Below are 19,343 nucleotides of genomic sequence, written 5' to 3'. Positions count from 1 at the left end.
CTAACCCGTCAGCGCGCTGCGGACACCGGCGCCGGAATCCAGCACCAACAGGATCAGGGTGCGCAGGGCGTCGTCGGTCAGGCCGGCGCCGGGGAAGTTGTAGCGCAGTATCACGTCCGCGCTTTTGGCCGCGCCCTTGCCCGAATTGCGTTGCACGGCCTTGTCATTGACTTTCTCGACGAGCGTGACGCTGCCGAAGTTGCTGTCGCGGGCCTGCTTGACGACCTGGTCGCTGATCTTCTTGGTCAGCGGCAGATCCCACGCCAAGACCTGGGTGAGCGACACCAGGTCGAGGTCTTCGGCGATGTTCACCACCCGCAGCGACGCGATGGTCCCGGCGTGGCGCACCGTCAGCGCCCCGTCGGCTTCCTCGTCGACCGGTAGCACCTCGGCGAGCGCCGACGCCAGCCTCTCCTGCAGTGACGGCATAGCATCCTCCCCGTGAGGACCCGCTGCGCCCGGCTCCGCCGCGCTTCCGGTCCCCACTAAGCGCTCCCGAATCTCCTGTTGCGCGAGGCGTATTCCTCGCAGGCGGCCCACAAGTCGCGGCGGTCGTAGTCCGGCCACAGCTTGTCCTGAAAGATGAATTCGGCGTACGCGGCCTGCCACAGCATGAAATTGCTGGACCGCTGCTCCCCCGAGCTTCGCAGGAAGAGGTCCACGTCCGGGATGTCGGGCCGCTGCAGGTGCGCTGCCACCGTCGCCTCGGTGATGCGCTCCGGATTCAGCCGGCCGGCGGCGGCCAAGCGTGCGATTTCTTTTGCGGCTTCAGCGATTTCGGCGCGACCCCCGTAGTTGACGCAATAGTTGACGGTGATGACGTCGTTGTCCTTCGTCATCTCTTCCGCGATCGCCAACTCGTTGATCACGCTGCGCCACAGCCGTGGACGCGAGCCCACCCAGCGGATCTTCACCCCGATGGTCTTGAGATTCACCCGGCGCATGCGCACCACGTCACGGTTGAAGCCCATGAGGAAGCGCACTTCCTCGGGGGAACGCTTCCAGTTTTCGGTCGAGAAGGCGTAGAGGCTGAGCCACTTGATTCCGATTTCTATTGCACCACAAACGATGTCAATGACGACCGCCTCGCCCGCCTTATGGCCGTCGGTACGGGTCAATCCACGTTGGGTAGCCCAGCGGCCGTTGCCGTCCATCACGATCGCCACATGATTGGGCAATCGATCCGCCGGGATCCGGGGTGCGGCCGCCTTCGAGGTGTGCTGTGGTGGCCGGCTCGGGCCGCCGCCTTCAGACGGCGGCAACTCGGGGAACACCACCGGCCAAGTCGACTTTTCGGGGAAGACCGGGTAATCGTCGGGCGCCGGGGGCAGTTGCGGGAAGTCGGTCGACTTGAGCTTGCGCTCAGCTTTAGCCACAGTCCAACTGCTCCATCACCGCAGCGCGCCGTTCGGCGACGGCGCGGTCGACGTGATAGGTCCGTTCCACCAGTGGCAGCGTTTTGAGCTGCCGCTCCAGATGCCATTGCAGGTGCGCGGCGACCAGGCCGCTGACGTAGCTGCGGTGCGATTGCGGGGTCTGCTCGGCGAAGTCCCAATCGCCGTCGTGCAACGCGGACATCAGATCCAGCACGCCCGGCGGCGGTGTCGTCGAACCGGCCGGGCGGCAGTGGGCGCAGACGCTGCCCCCGGCGCCGACATGAAACGCCCGATGCGGCCCCGGGGTGGCGCACCGGGCGCACTCGGTCAGCGCCGGAGCCCAGCCGGCGATGCCCATGGCGCGCAGCAGATAGGCGTCCAGCAGCAGGTCCCGGGACCGCCGGCCGTCGGCCACCGCCCGTAACGCGCTCACCGTGAGCCGGTGCAGGGCCGGGGCGGGGGCCCGTTCCTCCCCCGCGAGGCGTTCGGCGGTTTCCAGCATCGCGCACCCACAGGTGTAGCGGCCGTAGTCGCGGACGATGTCGGTGGCGAACGCGTCGATCGAGACCACCTGGGTGACGATGTCGAGATTGCGGCCGGGATGCAGTTGCGCGTCGATGTGCGCGAACGGCTCCAGCCGCGCGCCGAATTTGCTGCGGGTGCGACGCACGCCCTTGGCCACCGCCCGAACCAGCCCGTGATCGCGGGTCAACAGGGTGACGATCCGGTCGGCCTCGCCGAGCTTGTGCTGGCGCAACACCACAGCCCGGTCTCGATACAGCCGCATCACCATAGTTTTGCACCCCACCGCGACAATGCTGGTATCCGCGCCGATTAGTCTCGTACCCCGTGATTGGCGCTCCCGAGTCAGGTCCTGGGTCCGTTTTCGGGCCCGGTGGCCAGCGCCTGCCCACACTGACTGACCTGCTTTATCAGCTGGCCAACCGGTCCGTGACTTCCGTCACATTGGTGCGCCGGTCCCTGCACGCCATCCACGCGAGCCAGCCGGCGTTGAACGCCTTCCGCGTGGTGCTCACCGAGTCGGCGCTGGCCGACGCGGCGGCGGCCGACCGGCGGCGGGCGGCCGGCGACACCGCGCCGCTGCTCGGCATCCCGATCGCGGTCAAGGACGACGTCGACGTTGCTGGCGTGCCGACCGCGTTCGGCACCGAGGGATATGTCGCGCCCGCCGCCCACGACGCCGAGGTGGTTCGCCGCCTGAAGGCCGCGGGCGCGGTGATCGTCGGCAAGACCAACACCTGCGAACTGGGTCAGTGGCCGTTCACCAGCGGACCCGGCTTCGGGCATACCCGCAATCCCTGGTCGCGCCGGCACACCCCGGGCGGTTCGTCGGGGGGCAGCGCGGCGGCGGTGGCCGCGGGGCTGGTCACCGCGGCGATCGGATCCGACGGCGCCGGCAGCGTCCGCATCCCCGCCGCGTGGACGCACCTGGTGGGCATCAAGCCACAGCGCGGCCGCATCTCGACCTGGCCGCTGCCCGAGGCGTTCAACGGCATCACGGTCAACGGCGTGCTGGCCCGCACGGTCGCCGACGCGGCGTTGGTGCTCGACGCGGCGTCCGGCAACGTCGAGGGCGACCGGCACAAACCGCCCCCGATCACCGCGTCCGACTACGTCGGCATCGCCCCGGGCCCGCTGAACATCGCCCTGTCCACCCGGTTCCCCTACACCGGCTTCCGCCCCAAGCTGCATCCCGAGATCCTGGCCGCCACCCGGGCGGTGGCCAAGCAGCTCGAGTTGCTGGGCCACACCGTGGTGCCGGGCAATCCCGACTACGGCCTGCGGCTGTCGTGGGACTTCCTGGCCCGGTCCACAGCCGGCCTGCGGGATTGGGAGGAACGGCTGGGCGACGGGGTGATCTGGGACCCTCGCACGCTGGCCAACCTGCGCACCGGCCACGTGCTGGGTCAGGCGATCCTGCGCACCGCGCGCCGGCACGAGGCCGCCGTCCAGCGCCGCGTGGGTTCCATCTTCGACATCGTCGACGTCGTCCTCGCCCCGACCACCGCGCAGCCGCCGCCGCCGGCGCGCGCGTTCGACCGGTTGAGCAGCTTTGGCACCGATCGGGCGATGATCGCCGCGTGCCCCCTGACGTTCCCGTGGAACGTGCTCGGCTGGCCGTCGATCAACGTGCCGGCCGGCTTCACTTCCGAGGGATTGCCGATCGGCGTGCAGTTGATGGGTCCGGCCAACAGCGAGGGCATGCTGATCTCGCTCGCGGCCGAACTGGAGGCGGTGTGCGGGTGGTCGACCAAGCAGCCGACGATGTGGTGGAACACCGAAATGGGGGCGCCGCCGGTGGCCGGCACACCGCCGTCGCGGCGGTGAAATCACCGCCCGGTTGACTTCGGTTGCGCGACTTGACGTTTGTCGATGCGGGCGGTGCGCGCCCACGGGTTGCTCGAGGTCAGCGAGGCCGTCGCATAGCCGGTGGCGACGCGGGTACCCCTTCGGCATGGACCAATCTGATGCTCCACTGTTGGATGCGCTGGTCGACTACCGCGACAAGCGCCGCTACGGGTTCACCCCACCGGGTCACCGCCAGGGCCGCGGCGCCGACGACCGGGTCCTGGCCGTTTTGGGCCGCGAACCGTTTCTGGACGACGTGCTGGCCAGCGGCGGGCTGGATGACCGCAAAACCAGCCACAAATACCTCAAGCACGCCGAGGATCTGATGGCCGAGGCCGTGGGTGCCGAGATCGCCTGGTTCTCCACCTGCGGCAGCTCGCTGTCGGTGAAGGCGGCGATGATGGCGGTGGCCGGCGGCGACGGCAGCCTGCTGGTCGGCCGGGACAGCCACAAGTCGATCGTGGCGGGGCTCATTTTCTCGGGCGTGCAACCCCGTTGGATCACCCCCCGCTGGGACGCCGAGCATCATTTCTCGCACCCGCCGTCGCCGGAGCAGGTGGAAGAGGCCTGGGCAAAGCACCCGGACGCCGCCGGTGCGCTCATCGTCAGCCCCAGCCCGTACGGCACGTGCGCCGACATCGCCGGGATCGCGGAGGTCTGCCATGCGCGCGGCAAGCCGTTGATCATCGACGAGGCGTGGGGGGCGCACCTGCCGTTCCACCAGGACCTGCCGACCTGGGCGATGGACGCCGATGCGGACGTCTGCGTGGTCAGCGTCCACAAGATGGGGGCCGGTTTCGAGCAAGGCTCCGTGTTTCACGTGCAGGGCGACCGGATCGACCAGGACCGCCTCTCGGCGTGCGCCGACCTGCTGATGACCACCAGCCCCAGCGTCCTGGTGTATGCCGCCATGGACGGGTGGCGGCGGCAAATGGTGCAGCACGGGCACCAATTGCTGGGCGATGCACTGGATCTCGCGCGCCGGCTGCGCGCGGACATCGAAGGCATTCCGGACGTGCAGGTGCTCGACGACGAATTGCTCGGCGTGCAGGCCTCGCACGACTTGGACCGACTGCAAGTGTTGATGGACGTCTCCGCGACGGGCACCTCCGGTTACCAGGCCCACGACTGGCTGCGCGAGCACGCGCACATCGACACCGGGATGAGCGACCATCGCCGGATCCTGGCGACCCTGTCCATGGCCGACAATGCGGACAGCGCCGGCCGGCTCACCGAGGCACTGGCGGCCTGGCGCAAGGCCGCCGACAACTTCGACCCTCCGCCGCCCATCGACCTGCCCTCCCCCGAAGAGCTTCAGCTCGAGACGGTTTGCCTGCCGCGCGACGCGTTCTTCGGCCGTGTCGAGGCGGTGCCCACCGACCAGGCGGCGGGCCGCGTCGCCGCCGAGCAATGCACGCCGTATCCGCCGGGCATTCCGGCCGTCGTGCCCGGTGAGCGACTGAACGACGCGGTGCTGGATTACCTTTGCAGCGGTGTGAGTGCGGGCATGAACGTCCCCGATGCGGCGGATCCGTCGCTGGGGACAATCCGCGTCGTCGCGTAGCCCTCGGCGACGACCCGCAGCGCCCGGCTCCGCCGCGCTTGCGATCGTCGCTGGCCACTCGGCGACGACCCGCAGCGCCCGGCTCCGCCGCGCTTGCGATCGTCGCTAGCCGCCTATCGCGGGCGCGACATCACCCGATTGCCAACGGCTTTCACGCTGTCGGGCAGCACGCGGTTGGCCACCCCCATGGCCTTGACGAGCACCGAACCGGCGACCACCTGCTGATCACCGCGCATCAACGCCTCGAACCCCTGCCGCGCGACCTTGGCGGGATCGTCCTTCGGGCCCCTGCCCATCAGCGACTCGACCATCTTCGCGCGCCCGAAGAAATTGGTGTCGGTGGGTCCGGGCATCAGCGCGGTGACAGTGATTGAGGTGTCCCTCAATTCGTCGCTGAGCGCTTCGGCGAACGACTGAACGAACGACTTCGACGCGTTGTACACCGGCTGGTAGGAACCCGGCATCTGCGCGGCGATGGACGACGTGAACAGCACCTTGCCCGCGTCACGATTCGCCATGTCGCGCAGCACCAGCTTGGCCAGATGCACCGTCGAGCGCACGTTGAGGTCGACGATGCTGAGGTCGTCGGCGAGTTCGCTTTTGAGGAACATCTCGCCGCGGCCGATTCCCGCGTTGAGCGCCGCGGCCGCGAGCACGCGGTCGCCTTCGATCGCGCTCTGGTACAAGTGCTCAACCCCTTCCGGGGTGCGCAGGTCCACCTGGATCGGCTGCACGGCGGAGCTCCATTGGGAGAGCTTGTCCGGAACGTCGTTGACGGCGTCGTCCTCCGCGGCCACCACTAGGTCGTACCCGTGCTGGGCGAACTGCTTGGCCAGTTCGAGCCCAATGCCGCTGGACGCGCCGGTGACTAACGCTAACTGTGCTTGGGTCATACCCGACGGCTACCCGCTCGCGGGCGGTGAAAACCTTCGCGCCGGCAATTCAGAAGCCAAGCCGACCAAGCTGTTTGGGGTCGCTCTGCCAGTTCTTGGCGACCTTGACGCGCAGGTCGAGGTACACCTTGGTGCCGAGCAGCTTCTCGATCTGGCCGCGCGCCGCGGTGCCCACCTGCCGTAGCCGCGCGCCGCCCTTGCCGATGACGATGCCCTTCTGGCTGTCGCGCTCGACGTAAAGCAGTGCGTGCACGTCGATCAGGTCGTCGCGGTCCTCGCGCGGGTTGACCTCATCGATCACCACCGCCAACGAATGGGGCAATTCGTCGCGAACACCCTCCAGGGCGGCCTCGCGGATGAGCTCCGCCATCAGCACTTCCTCGGGTTCGTCGGTCAACTCGCCGTCGGGGTAGTACGCCGGGCCGGGGGGCAGCGCCGCGGCGAGGACGTCGATCAGCACGTCCACCTGCGCCCCGGTGGCCGCGGACACCGGGACGATCTCGGCGTCGCCGCCGAGCAGTTCACTGACCGCAACCAGTTGCGCGGCGACCCGGTCCCTTTGCACCTTGTCGATCTTGGTGACGATACCCACGACCGTCGTTTTCGGTGCGGTCGAACGGATTTGGTCGACGATCCACCGGTCGCCGGGGCCGATCGCCTCGTCGGCCGGAATGCACAACCCGATGACGTCGACCTCGGTGTAGGTGTCGCGCACCAGGTCGTTGAGCCGCTTGCCCAACAGGGTGCGCGGCCGGTGCAGGCCAGGGGTGTCGACCAGGATGATCTGAAAGTCCTCCCGGTGCACGATGCCGCGAATGGTGTGACGGGTGGTCTGCGGGCGCGTCGAGGTGATCGCCACCTTGGTGCCGACGAGCGCGTTGGTCAGCGTCGACTTGCCGGTGTTTGGCCGGCCCACCAAACACACGAAGCCGGAACGGAATTCGCTTTCCTGCGTCATTGCGCCTTGCCGTCGGAACCGTTGGAATCGGGCTCGGCCGGACTCAACAGGACGGTGCCGATCCGTACCCGGCCACGATGGTCGGCCCCGCCTTCGGCCTGCAGCCGCAGCCCGTGCGAGACCACCTCCGCCCCGGGCAGTGGGACCCGGCCGAGTTCCAGCGCGAGCAGCCCGCCGACGGTATCGACGTCGAGGTCGTCGTCGAATTCCACGTCGTACAGCTCGCCGAGGTCTTCGATGGGCAACCGCGCCGACACGCGGAAGCGCTTGTCGCCCAGATCTTCTACCGGCGCGGTCTCCGCCTCGTCGTACTCGTCGGCGATCTCGCCGACGATCTCCTCCAGCACGTCTTCGATGCTGACCAGTCCGGCGATCGCCCCGTACTCGTCGACGAGGAGGGCCATGTGGTTGCGGTCGCGCTGCATTTCGCGCAGCAGCGTGTCCAGCGGCTTGGAGTCCGGCACGAACACCGCCGGGCGCATCACCTGCGCCACGGTGATGCCCCGCCCCCGGTCGCCCGACAGGAAGCTCTGCTGGACAAGGTCTTTCAGGTACACCACGCCGACGATGTCGTCGACGTTCTCCCCGATCACCGGGATGCGGGAGTGCCCGCTGCGCACCGCGAGGTTCAACGCCTGGCTGGCGAGCTTGTCGCTCTCGATCCAGATCATCTCGGTGCGCGGCACCATCACCTCGCGGGCCGGGGTGTCACCAAGCTCGAAAACGGACTCGATCATCCGGCGTTCGTCGGCGGCGACCACGCCGCGCTGCTGCGCCAGGTCGACCACCTCGCGCAGCTCGATCTCGGACGCGAACGGCCCGTTGCGCAAACCGCGGCCGGGCGTCAGCGCATTACCCAGGACCACCAGCAACCGGCTGAGGGGCATCAACAACCACGAGATGAGCCGCAGCGGAAGGGCCGTCGTCAACGAGATGGAGTAGGCGTGCTGACGGCCGAGGGTGCGCGGGCCGACCCCGATGACGACGAAGCTGACGACCACCATGATCGCCGCGGCGCCGAACAGCCCCCAGGTCAGGCCGAAGTTGTCGTACAGGAAGAGCACCAGCAGCACGGTCGCGGTGATTTCGCAGGTGATCCGCAGCAGCACAACGAGGTTGATGTAGCGCGGCCGCTCGGCCATCACCTCGGAGAGCGAGACGGCGCCGGGCCGCTCCTCGCGCACCAGCTCCTGGACCCGGGCCAGCGACACCGTGCTGATGGCGGCGTCGATCGCCGCGAACAGCCCGCCGAGGGCGATCAGCGCCATCGCGCCGAGCAGCCACGAGAGGCCGGTCAATTGCCGGAAGACCTTGACGTGACGACGGGCTCCTCAGCGTCGTCGTCGCTCCGTTTCCGGTTGAGCGCCCAGGCGCCGAGGCCCACCACGACCCCCAACGCCCCGAAGCCCAACGCCGAGGGCCACCAGCTCGGGGCCGGCTGGGTGGGTTCCTCGTGCGGGCGGACGGCCAGCACCACCAGGAAGCTGCCGTCGTCGGTCGGACCGGCGTGGGGCAGCGACTGGGTCATGGTCACCCGGATCTGGGCGTTGCCGCTCGCCGAGTCGTTGACCTGGCCCCAGGCCATCGTGGTGTCGTCGAGCAGGAAGACGTCCTGGCCGCCGCCGGGCTGGCTTTCGTCGCGGCCCACCACAGCAACGTGGCCGACCTCCAACGTCTGGTTGACGGCGGGGATGCCGACCAAGACGTTCGGGTACACCTTCGGGGGCTCCGGCGGCTTGTAGTCCGGCGGCGGGGGCCCGTTGAAGCCCTCCGGCGGCACCGAACCCCCGCCGTAGAAGCTGCCCGCGGCCACCCAGCTGTCGCCGACCGCGGTGAAGGGGACGACCCCGACGGTGGCCGCATCGAGCACGATGCGGGCGCCGGCCGGCACGTAGGCCTCCCGGTCGGCGCCGTTGTAGGAGTAGCGGAACGTCATCCCCTGGTTCAGCGGGTTGAAGATGGCCGGACGGCGATAGGCGTCGTCGTAGTCGACGTAGTCCCAGTGCCGCGGCCGGACCAGCCGCTGGTTGTCGACCTTGAGGACGTCGACGTTCTCCCGGTGGACGCTGACGACGTTCTGCACCCGCTCGTTGAAGTCGACCTGCTTCGGCGGCTTCGGGGGGTCGGCGGGATTGACCCGCGTCGGCGGGGCGGCCTTGGCTGCGGCGACCGCCTGCGGCGGCACGTCGAGCCCCCGCGGCGGCGCCACCACCGCGACGTTGCGCGGCGCGTCGGGACCCGCCGGGCTGATCGTCGGAACGGCGTTGCCGGGCGGCAGGTTTGGCGGAACGAGCGGCCGGGCCGGCACCGGGACCGGGTTCGGCGGTTCGTACGACGGAATCGCCGGAATCTGCACCGGCACCTCGCTCGGGCTGGGTTCAGCGCGGCGGGGCGGCGCGGCCTGCGAGCACACGTTGGAGGTGTGGTACTGCGCCACCAGGTACTGGCACCACTGGCAGCTGGTGGGGTTCGACCCGGGGCCGGCGCACGGGGCCGCCTGCGCCACCCCGATCGTGGCGGCCACCGCCGAAATAGGGGCGAGGGCAATGGCGGCCGCGGCCGCGATCCCTAACGCGTTGCGTGGCTTCAATTGTCGAAATACCTCGACTTGTCCAGCAGTCGGCGATCCCGTTCCTGCTGGCGATCCTGGTGGTAGGCCTCGACCTGCTCGGCGACCCATTCCTCGAGCAATCGGCCCTGGAGCGCGAACATCTCCTTTTCCTCGTCCGGCTCGCCGTGGTCGTAGCCCAGCAGGTGCAGCACGCCGTGGATGGTCAACAGCGCCAACTCGTGGCCCAGGCTGTGGCCCGCCGCGTCGGCCTGGCCGGCGGCGAATTCCGGGCACAGCACGATGTCGCCCAGCATCGACGGGCCCGGCTCCGGGGCGTCGGGCCGGCCCCCCGGCTCGAGCTCGTCCATCGGGAAGCTCATCACGTCCGTCGGGCCGGGCAGGTCCATCCAGCGCATGTGCAGGTCGGCCATCGCGGCGGTGTCCAGCAGCACCATCGACAGTTCGGCGGCCGGGTTCACGTCCATCTTGGCGATGACAAACCTTGCGACGCTGATCAATTCGGTTTCGGACACGTCGATGCCCGACTCGTTGGATACCTCGATGCTCATGAGACGCTCACGAAACGGTCACCGGCGCCCGCGGGAGCCCGAGGCCCGACGGGCCGCCCGGTTCATCAGGCCGGGCTCCTCGAATTTCGCGTAGGCGTCCACGATTTCGGACACCAGCCGGTGGCGCACCACGTCCACGCTCGTCAGCTCCGCGATGTGGATGTCCTCGACGCTGTCGAGGATCTCGATCGCCGACCGCAGGCCCGACCTGGCGCCGCCCGGAAGGTCCACCTGCGTGATGTCGCCGGTGATGACCATTTTCGACCCGAAGCCGAGCCGGGTGAGGAACATCTTCATCTGCTCGGCGGTGGTGTTCTGCGCCTCGTCGAGCACGATGAAGGCCGAATTGAGGGTGCGGCCGCGCATATAGGCCAGCGGCGCCACCTCGATGACCCCGGCGGACATCAGCTTCGGGATCAGCTCGGGATCCATCATGTCGTAGAGCGCGTCATAGAGCGGCCGCAGATACGGGTCGATCTTCTCGCTCAGCGTGCCCGGCAGAAAGCCAAGCCGCTCACCGGCTTCCACCGCCGGCCGGGTCAGGATGATGCGGTTCACCTGTTTGGTCTGCAGCGCGCTGACCGCCTTGGCCATCGCCAGGTACGTCTTGCCGGTGCCGGCCGGGCCCACCCCGAAGACGATGGTGTTGGCGTCGATCGCGTCGACGTAACGCTTCTGGTTGAGCGTCTTGGGCCGGATCGTCTTTCCCCGCCGCGACAGGATGTCGAGGGTGAGCACCTCGGCCGGCGACTCGTTGTCGGTGCCGGTCAGCATCGCGACGCTGTGGCGCACCACCTCGGGCGTCAGCGGCTGACCGTTGGCGACGATCGCGACCAGCTCGGAGATCGCCCGCTCGGCGAGCGCGACGTCGGCCGGTTCGCCCGAGACGGTCACGGCGTTGCCACGCACGTGCAGGTCGGCGTTCAGGCTGCGTTCCAGGGCGCGAAGGTTTTCGTCTGCCGAGCCCAACAAGCCGACGACGACATCGGGCGGAACATCGATGCTGCTGCGTACTTGGGCGTTGGCCTGGAGGCCTCCGGCTGCGTCAACAGCGCTGGTCTCGCGGGGCGTCACGTGGCTCTCGATGCCTGCTTTCTCGGCTTGTCGGTGGTTTGCTCGGCTGCCTAAGTCTACGCCGGGGTCCTCGGTTGGTCAGCTTCCTCACCGCCGTCGCTTGCGCCGAGCGCCCGGATCAACCGGTCGATGACGGCGCCGGCTTCCCGGCGTGCCGTTGCGTGATCTTCGGCCCTTGCCACGTAGAGGGTGGCCTCGCGCATCGCGCCGAGCATGGTCAGCGCGGTCGCCTCGATCGGCTGCGGCGGGATGCGGCCGGTCTCGATCGCGCCGGAAAGCAGCGCCCGCACCAACCCGAGGTTGTAGCGATTGCCGATCTCGGTCCACCGCGTCCAACCGAGCACCGCAGGGGCGTCCACCAGCGCGATGCGCTGGATTTCGGGATCGGAACAGGCGTCCAGCCAGTAGGCGGCGCCCAACCGCATCACCTCGGTGGGGTCGGTTTCGCCGGACGCCGCGATCGCCTCGCCCATCCGGGTGGCAACCTCCGCCTCGACCTGCTCGAACACGGTCGCGAACAGCTCGGTCTTGTCGGCGAAGTGGTGATAGAGCGCGCCGCGGGTCACGCCCGCCGCGCGCACGATCGCCTCGAGCGCCACCTCCGAGAAACCCTGGGCAGCGAACAACGGCCGCGCCGCCGAGACCAGCGCCTCCCGCGTTTCCGCGGAGCGCTCCGCCTGGGTCCGCCGTTCGTCGGTCAAGCCATTGCCTTTCATACATACTGTATGTAGGTTCATACATACCGTATGAATCTCGCTCTGAAGATAGCAGCGGGACGGCCGAATCCAAGGAAGGGACACGGTTGACGATGAACTCTGCGATACAGGCCGTCGAGGCGGACCGCGAGGCGCTGCTGGCGATCCTTCGTTCGTTGGACGACTCCGACTGGGCGCAGGCCAGTGGCTGCCCCGGGTGGTCGCTGCGCGACGTCGTGTCCCACATGGCATGCAGTTTCTGGCTGGCGGTCGACCCGTCGCACCTGCCCGATCCGAAGGGCCTGCCGGCGGAGCGCGCGGCGGACCTGTACGTCGAATCGCGTCGCGGCATGACGTCGCGGGAGATTGTGGACGACTACGAATCCGTCAGCTCGAAGGGCCTCGAGGTCCTCGCGGCCGCGGCGGATCAGGACTTCGAGGTGCCACTCGGCGATGTCGGGACGTATCCGGCATCGGAGATCCCGGCGGCGTTCGCCTTCGAGCACTACGTCCACATCAGATACGACCTGCTGCAGCCGGACGGCCCGCTGCGGGCGGAACCCCCCGCTTCGGATGCGTTGCGGCTGGAACCGACGGTGGACTGGATCGAGTCGGCGTTGCCCCAACAGAACGCCGGCCTCCTGGGGCGCTTGGGCGGCGCGGTGGAGATCCGCCTCACCGACGGTTGCGATCGGACGCTGTCCATCGGCACCGGCGACGCGACAGCCCAAATCGCCTCGGCCGCGGACGCATTCGTGCGATGGGTCACCCAGCGCGGAACGTGGGAAGCCCTCGGGGTGCAAGCGCACGGAGACCGGGCAAACCTCGAGATCGCGCGCCAGCTAAGCGTTTTCTGAGGCGGCGCCGCCGACACCGCCGTCCAAGCCGGCAGCGTCCCATCGGGGCGTGAGCGCGCCGATCGCGCCCAACGCCACCGCGGCCGCGGTCGACGTCCGCAACACCTGGGGGCCGAGGCGCACGGGGACCGCGCCGGCGTCGGTCAACGCGGCGACCTCCTCCGGCGCCATGCCGCCCTCCGGGCCGACCACCAGCCACAGCGAATCAGCTTGCGCGACATGGGAATCCGCGAGCCGACCGGGGGCCGATTCGTGCAGGGCCAGCACCACCGAACCGCCGGCCACAGCCTCGCGGACCCGCCGCGTCAGCTCGGCGGTGGACAGCACGCCGTCGACCGCCGGGATGTGCGCCCGGCGCGACTGCCGGGCCGCCGACCGGGCGACGGCGCGCCACCGGCGCAGGCCCTTGTCCACGCGACCGCCCTGCCAATTCGCCACACACCGGGCTGCCTGCCAGGCGACGAATGCGTCGGCGCCCGCCTCGGTGGCCAATTCGATGGCCAGCTCGGAGCGTTCCGATTTGGGCAGCGCCTGCACCACCGTCACCGCCGGGCGACCGGACGCGACGCTCCAACGCTGAAGCACCCGGGCGCGCAGGCCGTCGCGGCCGGCGTGCTCGACGTCGCAGTGCGCCAGGCCCCCGGCGCCGTCGCCGAGGAGCAGCTGCTCACCGGGCCGGATCCGCCGCACGGTCGCCGCGTGAAACCCCTCGTCGCCGTCGACGACGGCCAACTCGCCGACATCGGGCAGCGCGTCGACGTAGAAGAGGGTGGCGACCATCGGGGTGGCTCGGCGAACCGAGAAGGCTAGCGCCCGGTGAAGGTTTCGCGCAGCCGGCTGAACAGGCCGCCGCCGGCGTGGGTCGAGCGGACCTCGGGAACGTCGCGGCTGCGCCGGTTCTTGAGCTCACGCAGCAGTTCGGTGTCGTGGTGGTCCAGCCGGGTGGGCACCAACACCTCGACGTGGACGTGCAGATCGCCCCGGGTGCCCGACCGCAGGTGGGGCATCCCGTGGCCGCGCAACGTGATGACCGAATTCGGTTGCGTGCCAGGCGGAATGGTGATCTCGCTGATGCCGTCCAGGATGGCGTCGATGGTCACGGTGGCGCCCAGCGCCGCGTCGACCATGGGGACCGACACCGTGCAGTGCAGGTCGTCGCCTTCGCGGACGAAGACGTCGTGGGCCTGCTCGTGCACCTCGACGTACAGGTCGCCGGCCGGCCCTCCCCCGGGCCCGACCTCGCCCTGGGCGGCGAGCCGCACCCGCATGCCGTCGCCGACACCGGCGGGGATCTTGACGCTGATCTCGCGGCGGGCGCGGACCCGGCCGTCGCCCATGCACTGGTGGCACGGGTCGGGGATGACCGTTCCGACGCCGCGGCAGGTGGGGCAGGGCCGCGAGGTCATCACCTGGCCCAGCAGGGACCGCTGCACCGTCTGCACCTCGCCGCGCCCGCCGCACGTGTCGCACGGGACCGGCACGGAGTCGCCGTTGGTGCCCTTGCCCTGGCAGCGGTCGCACAGCACCGCCGTGTCGACGGTGACCTGCTTGGTGACCCCGGTCGCGCACTCTTCGAGGTCGAGCCGCATCCGCAGCAGCGAGTCCGAGCCCGGCCGGACCCGGCCGATCGGGCCGCGCGAGGTCGCCCCGCCGCTGAAGCCGCCACCGAAGAAGGCCTCGAACACGTCGCCCAACCCGCCGAAGCCGCCCCCGAAGCCGCCGCCCGCCGCGGCGGCGCTTTCCATCGGATCGCCGCCCAGGTCGACGATGCGCCGCTTCTCGGGGTCGCTCAGCACCTCGTAGGCGACGCTGATCTCCTTGAACTTCGCCTGCGCGCCCTCATCGGGGTTGACGTCGGGATGCAGCTCGCGCGCCAGCTTGCGGTACGCGCGCTTGATGTCCGCATCGCTGGCGTTTCTGCTCACGCCGAGCAGCCCGTAATAGTCGCGTGCCACGCCTGACTCTCCTAAACCTGGTCCTTATCCCGCGCCTGCGCATAGTGCGGGTGCGCGTTCATCGAGCACCCAGGACTTCGCCGATATATAGGGCAACCGCGGCGACGCTGGCGATAGTTCCCGGATAGTCCATCCGGGTGGGCCCCAGCACACCCATTCCGCCGAACACGGTGTCGGAGGTGCCGTAGGCGGTGGTCACCATCGAGGTGCCGGCCATTTGCTCGGCGGCCGTCTCATGGCCGATGCGCACCGTCACCTTACCGGCTTCCTGCTGGGCCGCCAGCAACCGCAGCACCACCACCTGCTCCTCGAGCGCTTCCAGGATCGAGCGCAACGAGCCGCCGAAATCGGCGGCGTTGCGGGTCAGGTTGGCGGTCCCGCCCATCAGCAACCGTTCTTCGGTGTGTTCCACCAGCTGCTCCAGCAAGACCGTCGCCGAGCGGCCGACGGCGTCGCCCAGGCCGTCGGGGGCGCGCAGGTTCCCGGCCAGGTCGGCCACCGCGATCGAGGCGGCCGACAGCTTCTTGCCGACCAGCGCCTGGCCCAGCATCTCGCGGAGCTGGGCCAGCTGGTGGTCGTCGATGACGTCGCCGAGTTCGACGATGCGCTGGTCCACCCGACCGGTGTCGGTGATGACCACCATCAGCAGCCGGGCCGGGGTCAGCGCGATCACTTCCAGATGGCGCACGGTCGACGAGGTCAGCGTCGGGTACTGCACCACGGCCACCTGCCGGGTCAACTGGGCCAGTAGGCGGACCGCCCGGCGCAGCACGTCGTCCAGGTCGACGCCGGATTCCAGGAAGCTCAGGATCGCGCTGCGCTCGGCCGCGGACAGCGGCTTGACGTCGTGCAGGCGGTCCACGAACTCGCGGTAACCCTTCTCGGTGGGCACGCGCCCGGAGCTGGTGTGCGGCTGGGTGATGTAGCCCTCGGCCTCCAGCACCGCCATGTCGTTGCGGACGGTCGCCGACGAGACGCCCAAGTTATGACGCTCCACCAGCGTCTTGGAACCGATGGGTTCCTTGGTGGCAACGAAATCGGCGACGATGGCACGCAGCACCTCGAAGCGACGTTCGTCGGCACTTCCCACTCGTGGTCACCTCCCTGCAGCGCCCTGACCGGGTTCATTTTACGGGTCGCAAACCGTGCTGACCGTGACCAGCGGCCGCTTGCCGGCGCGGGCGGTCGCGGCCGCCGTCGGCATTACCGGCGGCTTGGACGCCGGCGGCGCTTCTTGCGGCTAGCCTGTCCAGCATGAACCGGTCGGGTCATAGCAACGCGTCGGGGAAGATCACGCAATGATTTTCAAGGGCGTGCGCGACGGCAAGCCGTATCCCGAGCACGGGCTGTCCTACCGGGACTGGTCCCAGATTCCGCCGCAGCAGATCCGGCTCGACGAACTGGTCACCACGACGACGGTGCTCGCGCTCGATCGTCTGCTGTCGGAGGACTCCACCTTCTACGGCGACCTCTTCCCGCACGCGGTGCGGTGGAAGGGCGTCACCTACCTCGAGGACGGGCTGCACCGGGCGGTCCGGGCGGCGCTGCGAAACCGCACCGTGCTGCACGCCCGGGTGTTCGACATGGACATGGCGCCCGGGCCGCCCCGATAGCCGGTCACGTTTGCCGGGCGCGGGGTGTCGACTCAGTGAGGACGTTGGTTCACACCGCAACTTGCTAGGAGGGTCGCCATGTCCCGGTTGCAAGGGGTCTCCGACCGCGACGCCGGCCTGGGCGCCAAGATCGCCTTCTTCTTCACCAAGCGCAAGCTGGCCCAGATGACCGGCCTCGAAACGGCCGGGATGCTGGAACCGCTGCGCATGTACGCGCACATCCCCCGGCTGCTCAACGCCTACGGCAAGCTCGAACAGGCCGAGTCCAAGCTGGACGTGCTCAGCCCGCGCCACCGCGCGCTCGCGGAGCTCAAGGCGGCGACGACGGTGCGCTGCGAGTATTGCATCGACCTCGGTTCGCAGATCGCCCGCCAGTGGGGCATGACCGACGAGGAACTGCTCGCACTGGCCAACTATCGAAGCGCCACATGCTTTTCCGAGCTCGACAAGCTGATCCTCGAATACGCCACCGCGGTCAGCCGCACCCCCGTCGAGGTCAGCGACGAGCTATTCGACGCGCTGCGTGCGCATTTCGACACCGCCCAACTCGTCGGGCTCACCCACGTCATCACGCTGGGCAACCTGCGCGCCCGCTTCAACCTCGCGCTCGGCATCGGTTCGTCCGGCTTCTCCGGCAACCAGGTCTGCGCCCTGCCCGACGCGGGCGCCACATGAGCTTGGACGCGTCGATCACCGCGCGGTTCGAGGCGGCGCGGCCGCAGCTGGGCGCGATCGCCTACCGCATGCTGGGTTCGATCGACGACGCCCAGGACGCCGTGCAGGAAGCGTGGCTGCGGCTCAGCGGCAGCGGCGCCGACGGCATCGCCAACCTGGACGCCTGGCTGACGACCGTGGTGGCCCGCATCTGCCTGAACATGTTGCGCGACCGCCGGGCCCACGCGGGCGAGGGGCTGGGCGTCGCGCTGCCGGACCCGATCGTGGACGCCGAGGGCGAATTCGACCCCGAGCACCGCGCGATGCTGGCCGACGCGGTCGGGCTGGCGTTGTTCGTCGTGCTGGACACCCTGCCGCCCGAGCAGCGGCTGGCGTTCGTGCTGCACGACGTCTTCGCGGTGCCGTTCGACCAGATCGCCCCGATCGTCGGCCGGACGCCGGAGGCCACCCGCAAGCTGGCCAGCCGGGCCCGCCGGCGCATCGAGGAGGCCGATCCGGCCCCCGACGGCGACGTGGCCGCCCAGCGGGAGGCCGTCGACGCGTTCTTCGCGGCGGGCCGCAGCGGCGACTTCGACCGCCTGGTGGCGGTGCTGCATCCCGACGTGGTACTGCGCGGCGACTTCGGCCGCGGCACCGCCGGTTTCCGCACCCAGGGCGCGTCCGCGGTGGCGCGGCTGGCCCGCGCCTACGCGGGTCCCGATCGCGAGGTGCGCGCCGCGACGGTCAACGGGGCGGCCGGCGCGGTCATCTTCGTCGACGGGCGGGCTACGGCGATCATGGGCTTCGTGGTGCGCGACGGCCTGGTCGCCTCGATCGACGTGCTGGCCGACCCCGTCCGCGTCGCCCGATCAGACCTGCGCGCGCTGCGCGCCGATCACTGACCGGCGGCCTGCAGCAGCTCCATCGCCGACGCCCGGGACAGCACCCAGCCGCCCTGGTTGACGAACGTGACGTTCTGCGTGACCGGCGACGTCAGCTTCGGACCGGAGACCGCGACGTCGGCGGTGGCCGAGCCGGCCGCGGCCGGCTGGATGTTCGTGACGTCGAACGACAACGGCAGGTCGCCGTTCTTGGCCGCCTTCTGCAGCTTCTTGTCGGCCACGTGCGCCTCGATGCCGCTGATGCCACCCTGAACCAGGTTGCTCTTGCTGGCGAACGAAACACTCGGGTCGGCCAGGCTGTTCAGCACGCCGGTCAGCTGGTCGGCCGTCGGGACGTCGGCGGTCGGCGCCGGGTCCTGCGGCAGCGGCGCGCCGACAGCGCTCAACCGCACCTGGTCCATCGGCGTCGCGACGGAAGCCAGCCCCGCGGCCGCACCCCCGATGACGGCGAACGCTGCCACGCTGGTGGCGAGCAACTTGACGGTCTTCATGGTTCCCCCTTCGACGGGCGCGAGCCTGAACCGGATCCACACATTTGGTGTGGTGTCAGCGCGCCTGCTACTCCTGTTGTTTCGCGTCTCGGCACGGCCACGTTACGGCCGCGCCTTAGGAAGACAACATGCACAACCTGTGCGCCGGCTGTGTGGGCGCCCAGAATACCGGCCACCTAGTTGGTGGCAGTCGCCGCCTGGATCAGGGCGATCGCGGCGTCGTGCTGCAGGATCCAGTTGCCGCCCTGGTTGACGAACACCAGGTGCTTTTGCACCGGGCCGGCGAACTTCGGTCCCGAGATGGCGACGTCGGCCTGGGCCAGGTTCGGGCCGGCCGGCGCGATGTTCGTCACGGCGAACGTCTCCGGGAAGTTCCCGTTGCGGTACGCCTTTCGCAGATCGTGGTCGGCCACGTGGCCCTCGTCGGGGCTGATGCCGTTTTCCACCAGGTTGTTCTTGGTCGTATACGAGACGCCCGGGTCGGTGGCCTGGTTGCACAGGGTCGACAGCTGCTCCGGCGTCGGCAGGGCGCCGGGCGCCGGGGGCGGCGGTGGCGGGTCCTGCGGCAACGGCGCGCCGAACGCGGCCAGTTGCACCTGGTCCATCGGTGCGGCGACGAAACCGCCACCGGCGGCTCCCCCTATGACGGCGAACGCCGCCACGCCGGTGGCAAGAGTTTTAACGGTCCTCACGGTTCCCCCTTCGATACGCGCGCACCATGTCGGGAAGTCAGTGATCTTGTCCCCCACACGGTTCCGCGTGACCACGGTGTAGTTGGTGTAAGTGTGCACGGTGTCGCCGGCGATTGCGTCTCGGGCCGG

The 19,343-nt window shown here is 69.4% G+C and carries 21 protein-coding genes; 6 read left to right on the top strand and 15 right to left on the bottom strand.

Going from position 1 to position 19,343, the window contains the following annotated elements; all coding sequences use genetic code 11:
- From A5702_RS07320 to recO, 3 genes are read right to left on the bottom strand one after another with little or no spacing between them, the layout of a single operon-like run.
- Nucleotides 1-429, bottom strand: a complete 429-nt coding sequence (locus A5702_RS07320) for a hypothetical protein (protein WP_068219537.1) — start codon at nt 427-429, stop codon at nt 1-3.
- A 56-nt stretch (nt 430-485) separates the two neighbouring features.
- Nucleotides 486-1,376: a decaprenyl diphosphate synthase gene (locus tag A5702_RS07315; RefSeq protein WP_055400783.1), complete on the bottom strand. Its 891-nt coding sequence runs from the start codon at nt 1,374-1,376 to the stop codon at nt 486-488.
- On the bottom strand, nt 1,369-2,163 hold the full coding sequence (gene recO / locus A5702_RS07310) for a DNA repair protein RecO (protein ID WP_067817839.1): 795 nt from the start codon (nt 2,161-2,163) through the stop codon (nt 1,369-1,371). Before recO ends, A5702_RS07315 begins: the two co-directional genes overlap by 8 nt.
- A gap of 62 nt (nt 2,164-2,225) precedes the next feature.
- Here recO and A5702_RS07305 point away from each other — a divergent pair, with 62 nt between their 5' ends.
- Nucleotides 2,226-3,725 (top strand): amidase, encoded by a 1,500-nt coding sequence (locus A5702_RS07305; protein ID WP_068219536.1) that lies wholly within the window; start codon nt 2,226-2,228, stop codon nt 3,723-3,725.
- A 127-nt stretch (nt 3,726-3,852) separates the two neighbouring features.
- Nucleotides 3,853-5,310 (top strand): aminotransferase class I/II-fold pyridoxal phosphate-dependent enzyme, encoded by a 1,458-nt coding sequence (locus tag A5702_RS07300; RefSeq protein ID WP_068219534.1) that lies wholly within the window; start codon nt 3,853-3,855, stop codon nt 5,308-5,310.
- Nucleotides 5,311-5,423: 113 nt separating this feature from the next.
- Here the strand turns inward: A5702_RS07300 and A5702_RS07295 are convergent, their stop codons facing one another.
- From A5702_RS07295 to A5702_RS07265, 7 genes are read right to left on the bottom strand one after another with little or no spacing between them, the layout of a single operon-like run.
- A complete protein-coding gene (locus A5702_RS07295) occupies nt 5,424-6,203 on the bottom strand; it encodes an SDR family oxidoreductase (RefSeq protein ID WP_068219532.1) in 780 nt (259 codons plus the stop codon).
- A gap of 49 nt (nt 6,204-6,252) precedes the next feature.
- On the bottom strand, nt 6,253-7,161 hold the full coding sequence (era, locus tag A5702_RS07290) for a GTPase Era (protein WP_068219529.1): 909 nt from the start codon (nt 7,159-7,161) through the stop codon (nt 6,253-6,255).
- Entirely contained in the window at nt 7,158-8,459 is a 1,302-nt protein-coding gene (locus A5702_RS07285) for a hemolysin family protein (RefSeq protein WP_068219527.1), read from the bottom strand. Before A5702_RS07285 ends, era begins: the two co-directional genes overlap by 4 nt.
- Complete coding sequence (locus A5702_RS07280) at nt 8,456-9,751, bottom strand: hypothetical protein (RefSeq protein ID WP_068219524.1); 1,296 nt, start codon at nt 9,749-9,751, stop codon at nt 8,456-8,458. Before A5702_RS07280 ends, A5702_RS07285 begins: the two co-directional genes overlap by 4 nt.
- Entirely contained in the window at nt 9,748-10,281 is a 534-nt protein-coding gene (gene ybeY, locus A5702_RS07275) for an rRNA maturation RNase YbeY (protein ID WP_055400794.1), read from the bottom strand. The genes A5702_RS07280 and ybeY overlap by 4 nt, the downstream gene beginning before the upstream one ends.
- Nucleotides 10,282-10,299: 18 nt before the next feature.
- Nucleotides 10,300-11,355 (bottom strand): PhoH family protein, encoded by a 1,056-nt coding sequence (locus A5702_RS07270; protein WP_055400796.1) that lies wholly within the window; start codon nt 11,353-11,355, stop codon nt 10,300-10,302.
- Nucleotides 11,356-11,411: 56 nt separating this feature from the next.
- Complete coding sequence (locus A5702_RS07265; protein ID WP_068219520.1) at nt 11,412-12,071, bottom strand: TetR/AcrR family transcriptional regulator; 660 nt, start codon at nt 12,069-12,071, stop codon at nt 11,412-11,414.
- Between the two features lie 92 nt (nt 12,072-12,163).
- On the opposite strand from A5702_RS07265, the gene A5702_RS07260 reads away from it, so the two are divergent.
- On the top strand, nt 12,164-12,907 hold the full coding sequence (locus A5702_RS07260; RefSeq protein ID WP_082955977.1) for a maleylpyruvate isomerase family mycothiol-dependent enzyme: 744 nt from the start codon (nt 12,164-12,166) through the stop codon (nt 12,905-12,907).
- Here the strand turns inward: A5702_RS07260 and A5702_RS07255 are convergent.
- Genes A5702_RS07255 through hrcA form a run of 3 tightly spaced genes read right to left on the bottom strand, consistent with a single transcriptional unit; the run spans nt 12,893 to nt 15,952 of the window.
- Complete coding sequence (locus A5702_RS07255; protein WP_068219518.1) at nt 12,893-13,687, bottom strand: 16S rRNA (uracil(1498)-N(3))-methyltransferase; 795 nt, start codon at nt 13,685-13,687, stop codon at nt 12,893-12,895. The two genes, A5702_RS07260 and A5702_RS07255, sit on opposite strands and share 15 nt — an antisense overlap.
- A 26-nt stretch (nt 13,688-13,713) precedes the next feature.
- The gene (dnaJ, locus tag A5702_RS07250) at nt 13,714-14,862 is read right to left on the bottom strand and encodes a molecular chaperone DnaJ (protein ID WP_055400802.1); all 1,149 of its coding nucleotides are present in this window, start codon (nt 14,860-14,862) and stop codon (nt 13,714-13,716) included.
- A 58-nt stretch (nt 14,863-14,920) separates the two neighbouring features.
- Nucleotides 14,921-15,952: a heat-inducible transcriptional repressor HrcA gene (gene hrcA / locus A5702_RS07245; RefSeq protein WP_055400804.1), complete on the bottom strand. Its 1,032-nt coding sequence runs from the start codon at nt 15,950-15,952 to the stop codon at nt 14,921-14,923.
- Nucleotides 15,953-16,160: 208 nt separating this feature from the next.
- Here hrcA and A5702_RS07240 point away from each other — a divergent pair, with 208 nt between their 5' ends.
- The 3 genes from A5702_RS07240 to A5702_RS07230 all read left to right on the top strand — a co-directional run bounded on the left by A5702_RS07240 (nt 16,161) and on the right by A5702_RS07230 (nt 18,031).
- Nucleotides 16,161-16,475: a type II toxin-antitoxin system VapB family antitoxin gene (locus tag A5702_RS07240; protein ID WP_046185708.1), complete on the top strand. Its 315-nt coding sequence runs from the start codon at nt 16,161-16,163 to the stop codon at nt 16,473-16,475.
- Nucleotides 16,476-16,553: 78 nt separating this feature from the next.
- Nucleotides 16,554-17,150: a carboxymuconolactone decarboxylase family protein gene (locus tag A5702_RS07235; RefSeq protein ID WP_068219516.1), complete on the top strand. Its 597-nt coding sequence runs from the start codon at nt 16,554-16,556 to the stop codon at nt 17,148-17,150.
- Nucleotides 17,147-18,031: a sigma-70 family RNA polymerase sigma factor gene (locus tag A5702_RS07230; RefSeq protein ID WP_068219513.1), complete on the top strand. Its 885-nt coding sequence runs from the start codon at nt 17,147-17,149 to the stop codon at nt 18,029-18,031. Before A5702_RS07235 ends, A5702_RS07230 begins: the two co-directional genes overlap by 4 nt.
- Here the strand turns inward: A5702_RS07230 and A5702_RS07225 are convergent.
- Both A5702_RS07225 and A5702_RS07220 read right to left on the bottom strand, forming a co-directional pair.
- On the bottom strand, nt 18,025-18,522 hold the full coding sequence (locus A5702_RS07225) for a hypothetical protein (protein ID WP_068219510.1): 498 nt from the start codon (nt 18,520-18,522) through the stop codon (nt 18,025-18,027). The two genes, A5702_RS07230 and A5702_RS07225, sit on opposite strands and share 7 nt — an antisense overlap.
- A gap of 176 nt (nt 18,523-18,698) precedes the next feature.
- Nucleotides 18,699-19,214 carry a hypothetical protein gene (locus A5702_RS07220; RefSeq protein ID WP_068219582.1) on the bottom strand — a complete coding sequence of 172 codons (516 nt, stop codon included), beginning with the start codon at nt 19,212-19,214 and terminating at the stop codon, nt 18,699-18,701.
- Between the last annotated feature and the right edge of the window lie 129 nt (nt 19,215-19,343).

This window comes from Mycobacterium sp. E3339 (assembly GCF_001666915.1).
In the GTDB taxonomy this organism is placed as follows: Bacteria; Actinomycetota; Actinomycetes; order Mycobacteriales; family Mycobacteriaceae; genus Mycobacterium.
The sequence above is the reverse complement of the archived record's forward strand: the minus strand, read 5'-3'. Positions and strand labels throughout refer to the sequence as shown.

Bases quoted from the DNA above. Each gene is read 5' to 3' on its own strand.
- A5702_RS07320 (WP_068219537.1), bottom strand. From the start codon at position 429: ATGCCGTCACTGCAGGAGAGGCTGGCGTCGGCGCTCGCCGAGGTGCTA.
- recO (WP_067817839.1), bottom strand. From the start codon at position 2,163: ATGCGGCTGTATCGAGACCGGGCTGTGGTGTTGCGCCAGCACAAGCTC.
- A5702_RS07300 (WP_068219534.1), top strand. From the start codon at position 3,853: ATGGACCAATCTGATGCTCCACTGTTGGATGCGCTGGTCGACTACCGC.
- A5702_RS07295 (WP_068219532.1), bottom strand. From the start codon at position 6,203: ATGACCCAAGCACAGTTAGCGTTAGTCACCGGCGCGTCCAGCGGCATT.
- era (WP_068219529.1), bottom strand. From the start codon at position 7,161: ATGACGCAGGAAAGCGAATTCCGTTCCGGCTTCGTGTGTTTGGTGGGC.
- ybeY (WP_055400794.1), bottom strand. From the start codon at position 10,281: ATGAGCATCGAGGTATCCAACGAGTCGGGCATCGACGTGTCCGAAACC.
- A5702_RS07265 (WP_068219520.1), bottom strand. From the start codon at position 12,071: ATGAAAGGCAATGGCTTGACCGACGAACGGCGGACCCAGGCGGAGCGC.
- A5702_RS07260 (WP_082955977.1), top strand. From the start codon at position 12,164: ATGAACTCTGCGATACAGGCCGTCGAGGCGGACCGCGAGGCGCTGCTG.
- A5702_RS07255 (WP_068219518.1), bottom strand. From the start codon at position 13,687: ATGGTCGCCACCCTCTTCTACGTCGACGCGCTGCCCGATGTCGGCGAG.
- A5702_RS07240 (WP_046185708.1), top strand. From the start codon at position 16,161: ATGATTTTCAAGGGCGTGCGCGACGGCAAGCCGTATCCCGAGCACGGG.
- A5702_RS07235 (WP_068219516.1), top strand. From the start codon at position 16,554: ATGTCCCGGTTGCAAGGGGTCTCCGACCGCGACGCCGGCCTGGGCGCC.
- A5702_RS07230 (WP_068219513.1), top strand. From the start codon at position 17,147: ATGAGCTTGGACGCGTCGATCACCGCGCGGTTCGAGGCGGCGCGGCCG.
- A5702_RS07225 (WP_068219510.1), bottom strand. From the start codon at position 18,522: ATGAAGACCGTCAAGTTGCTCGCCACCAGCGTGGCAGCGTTCGCCGTC.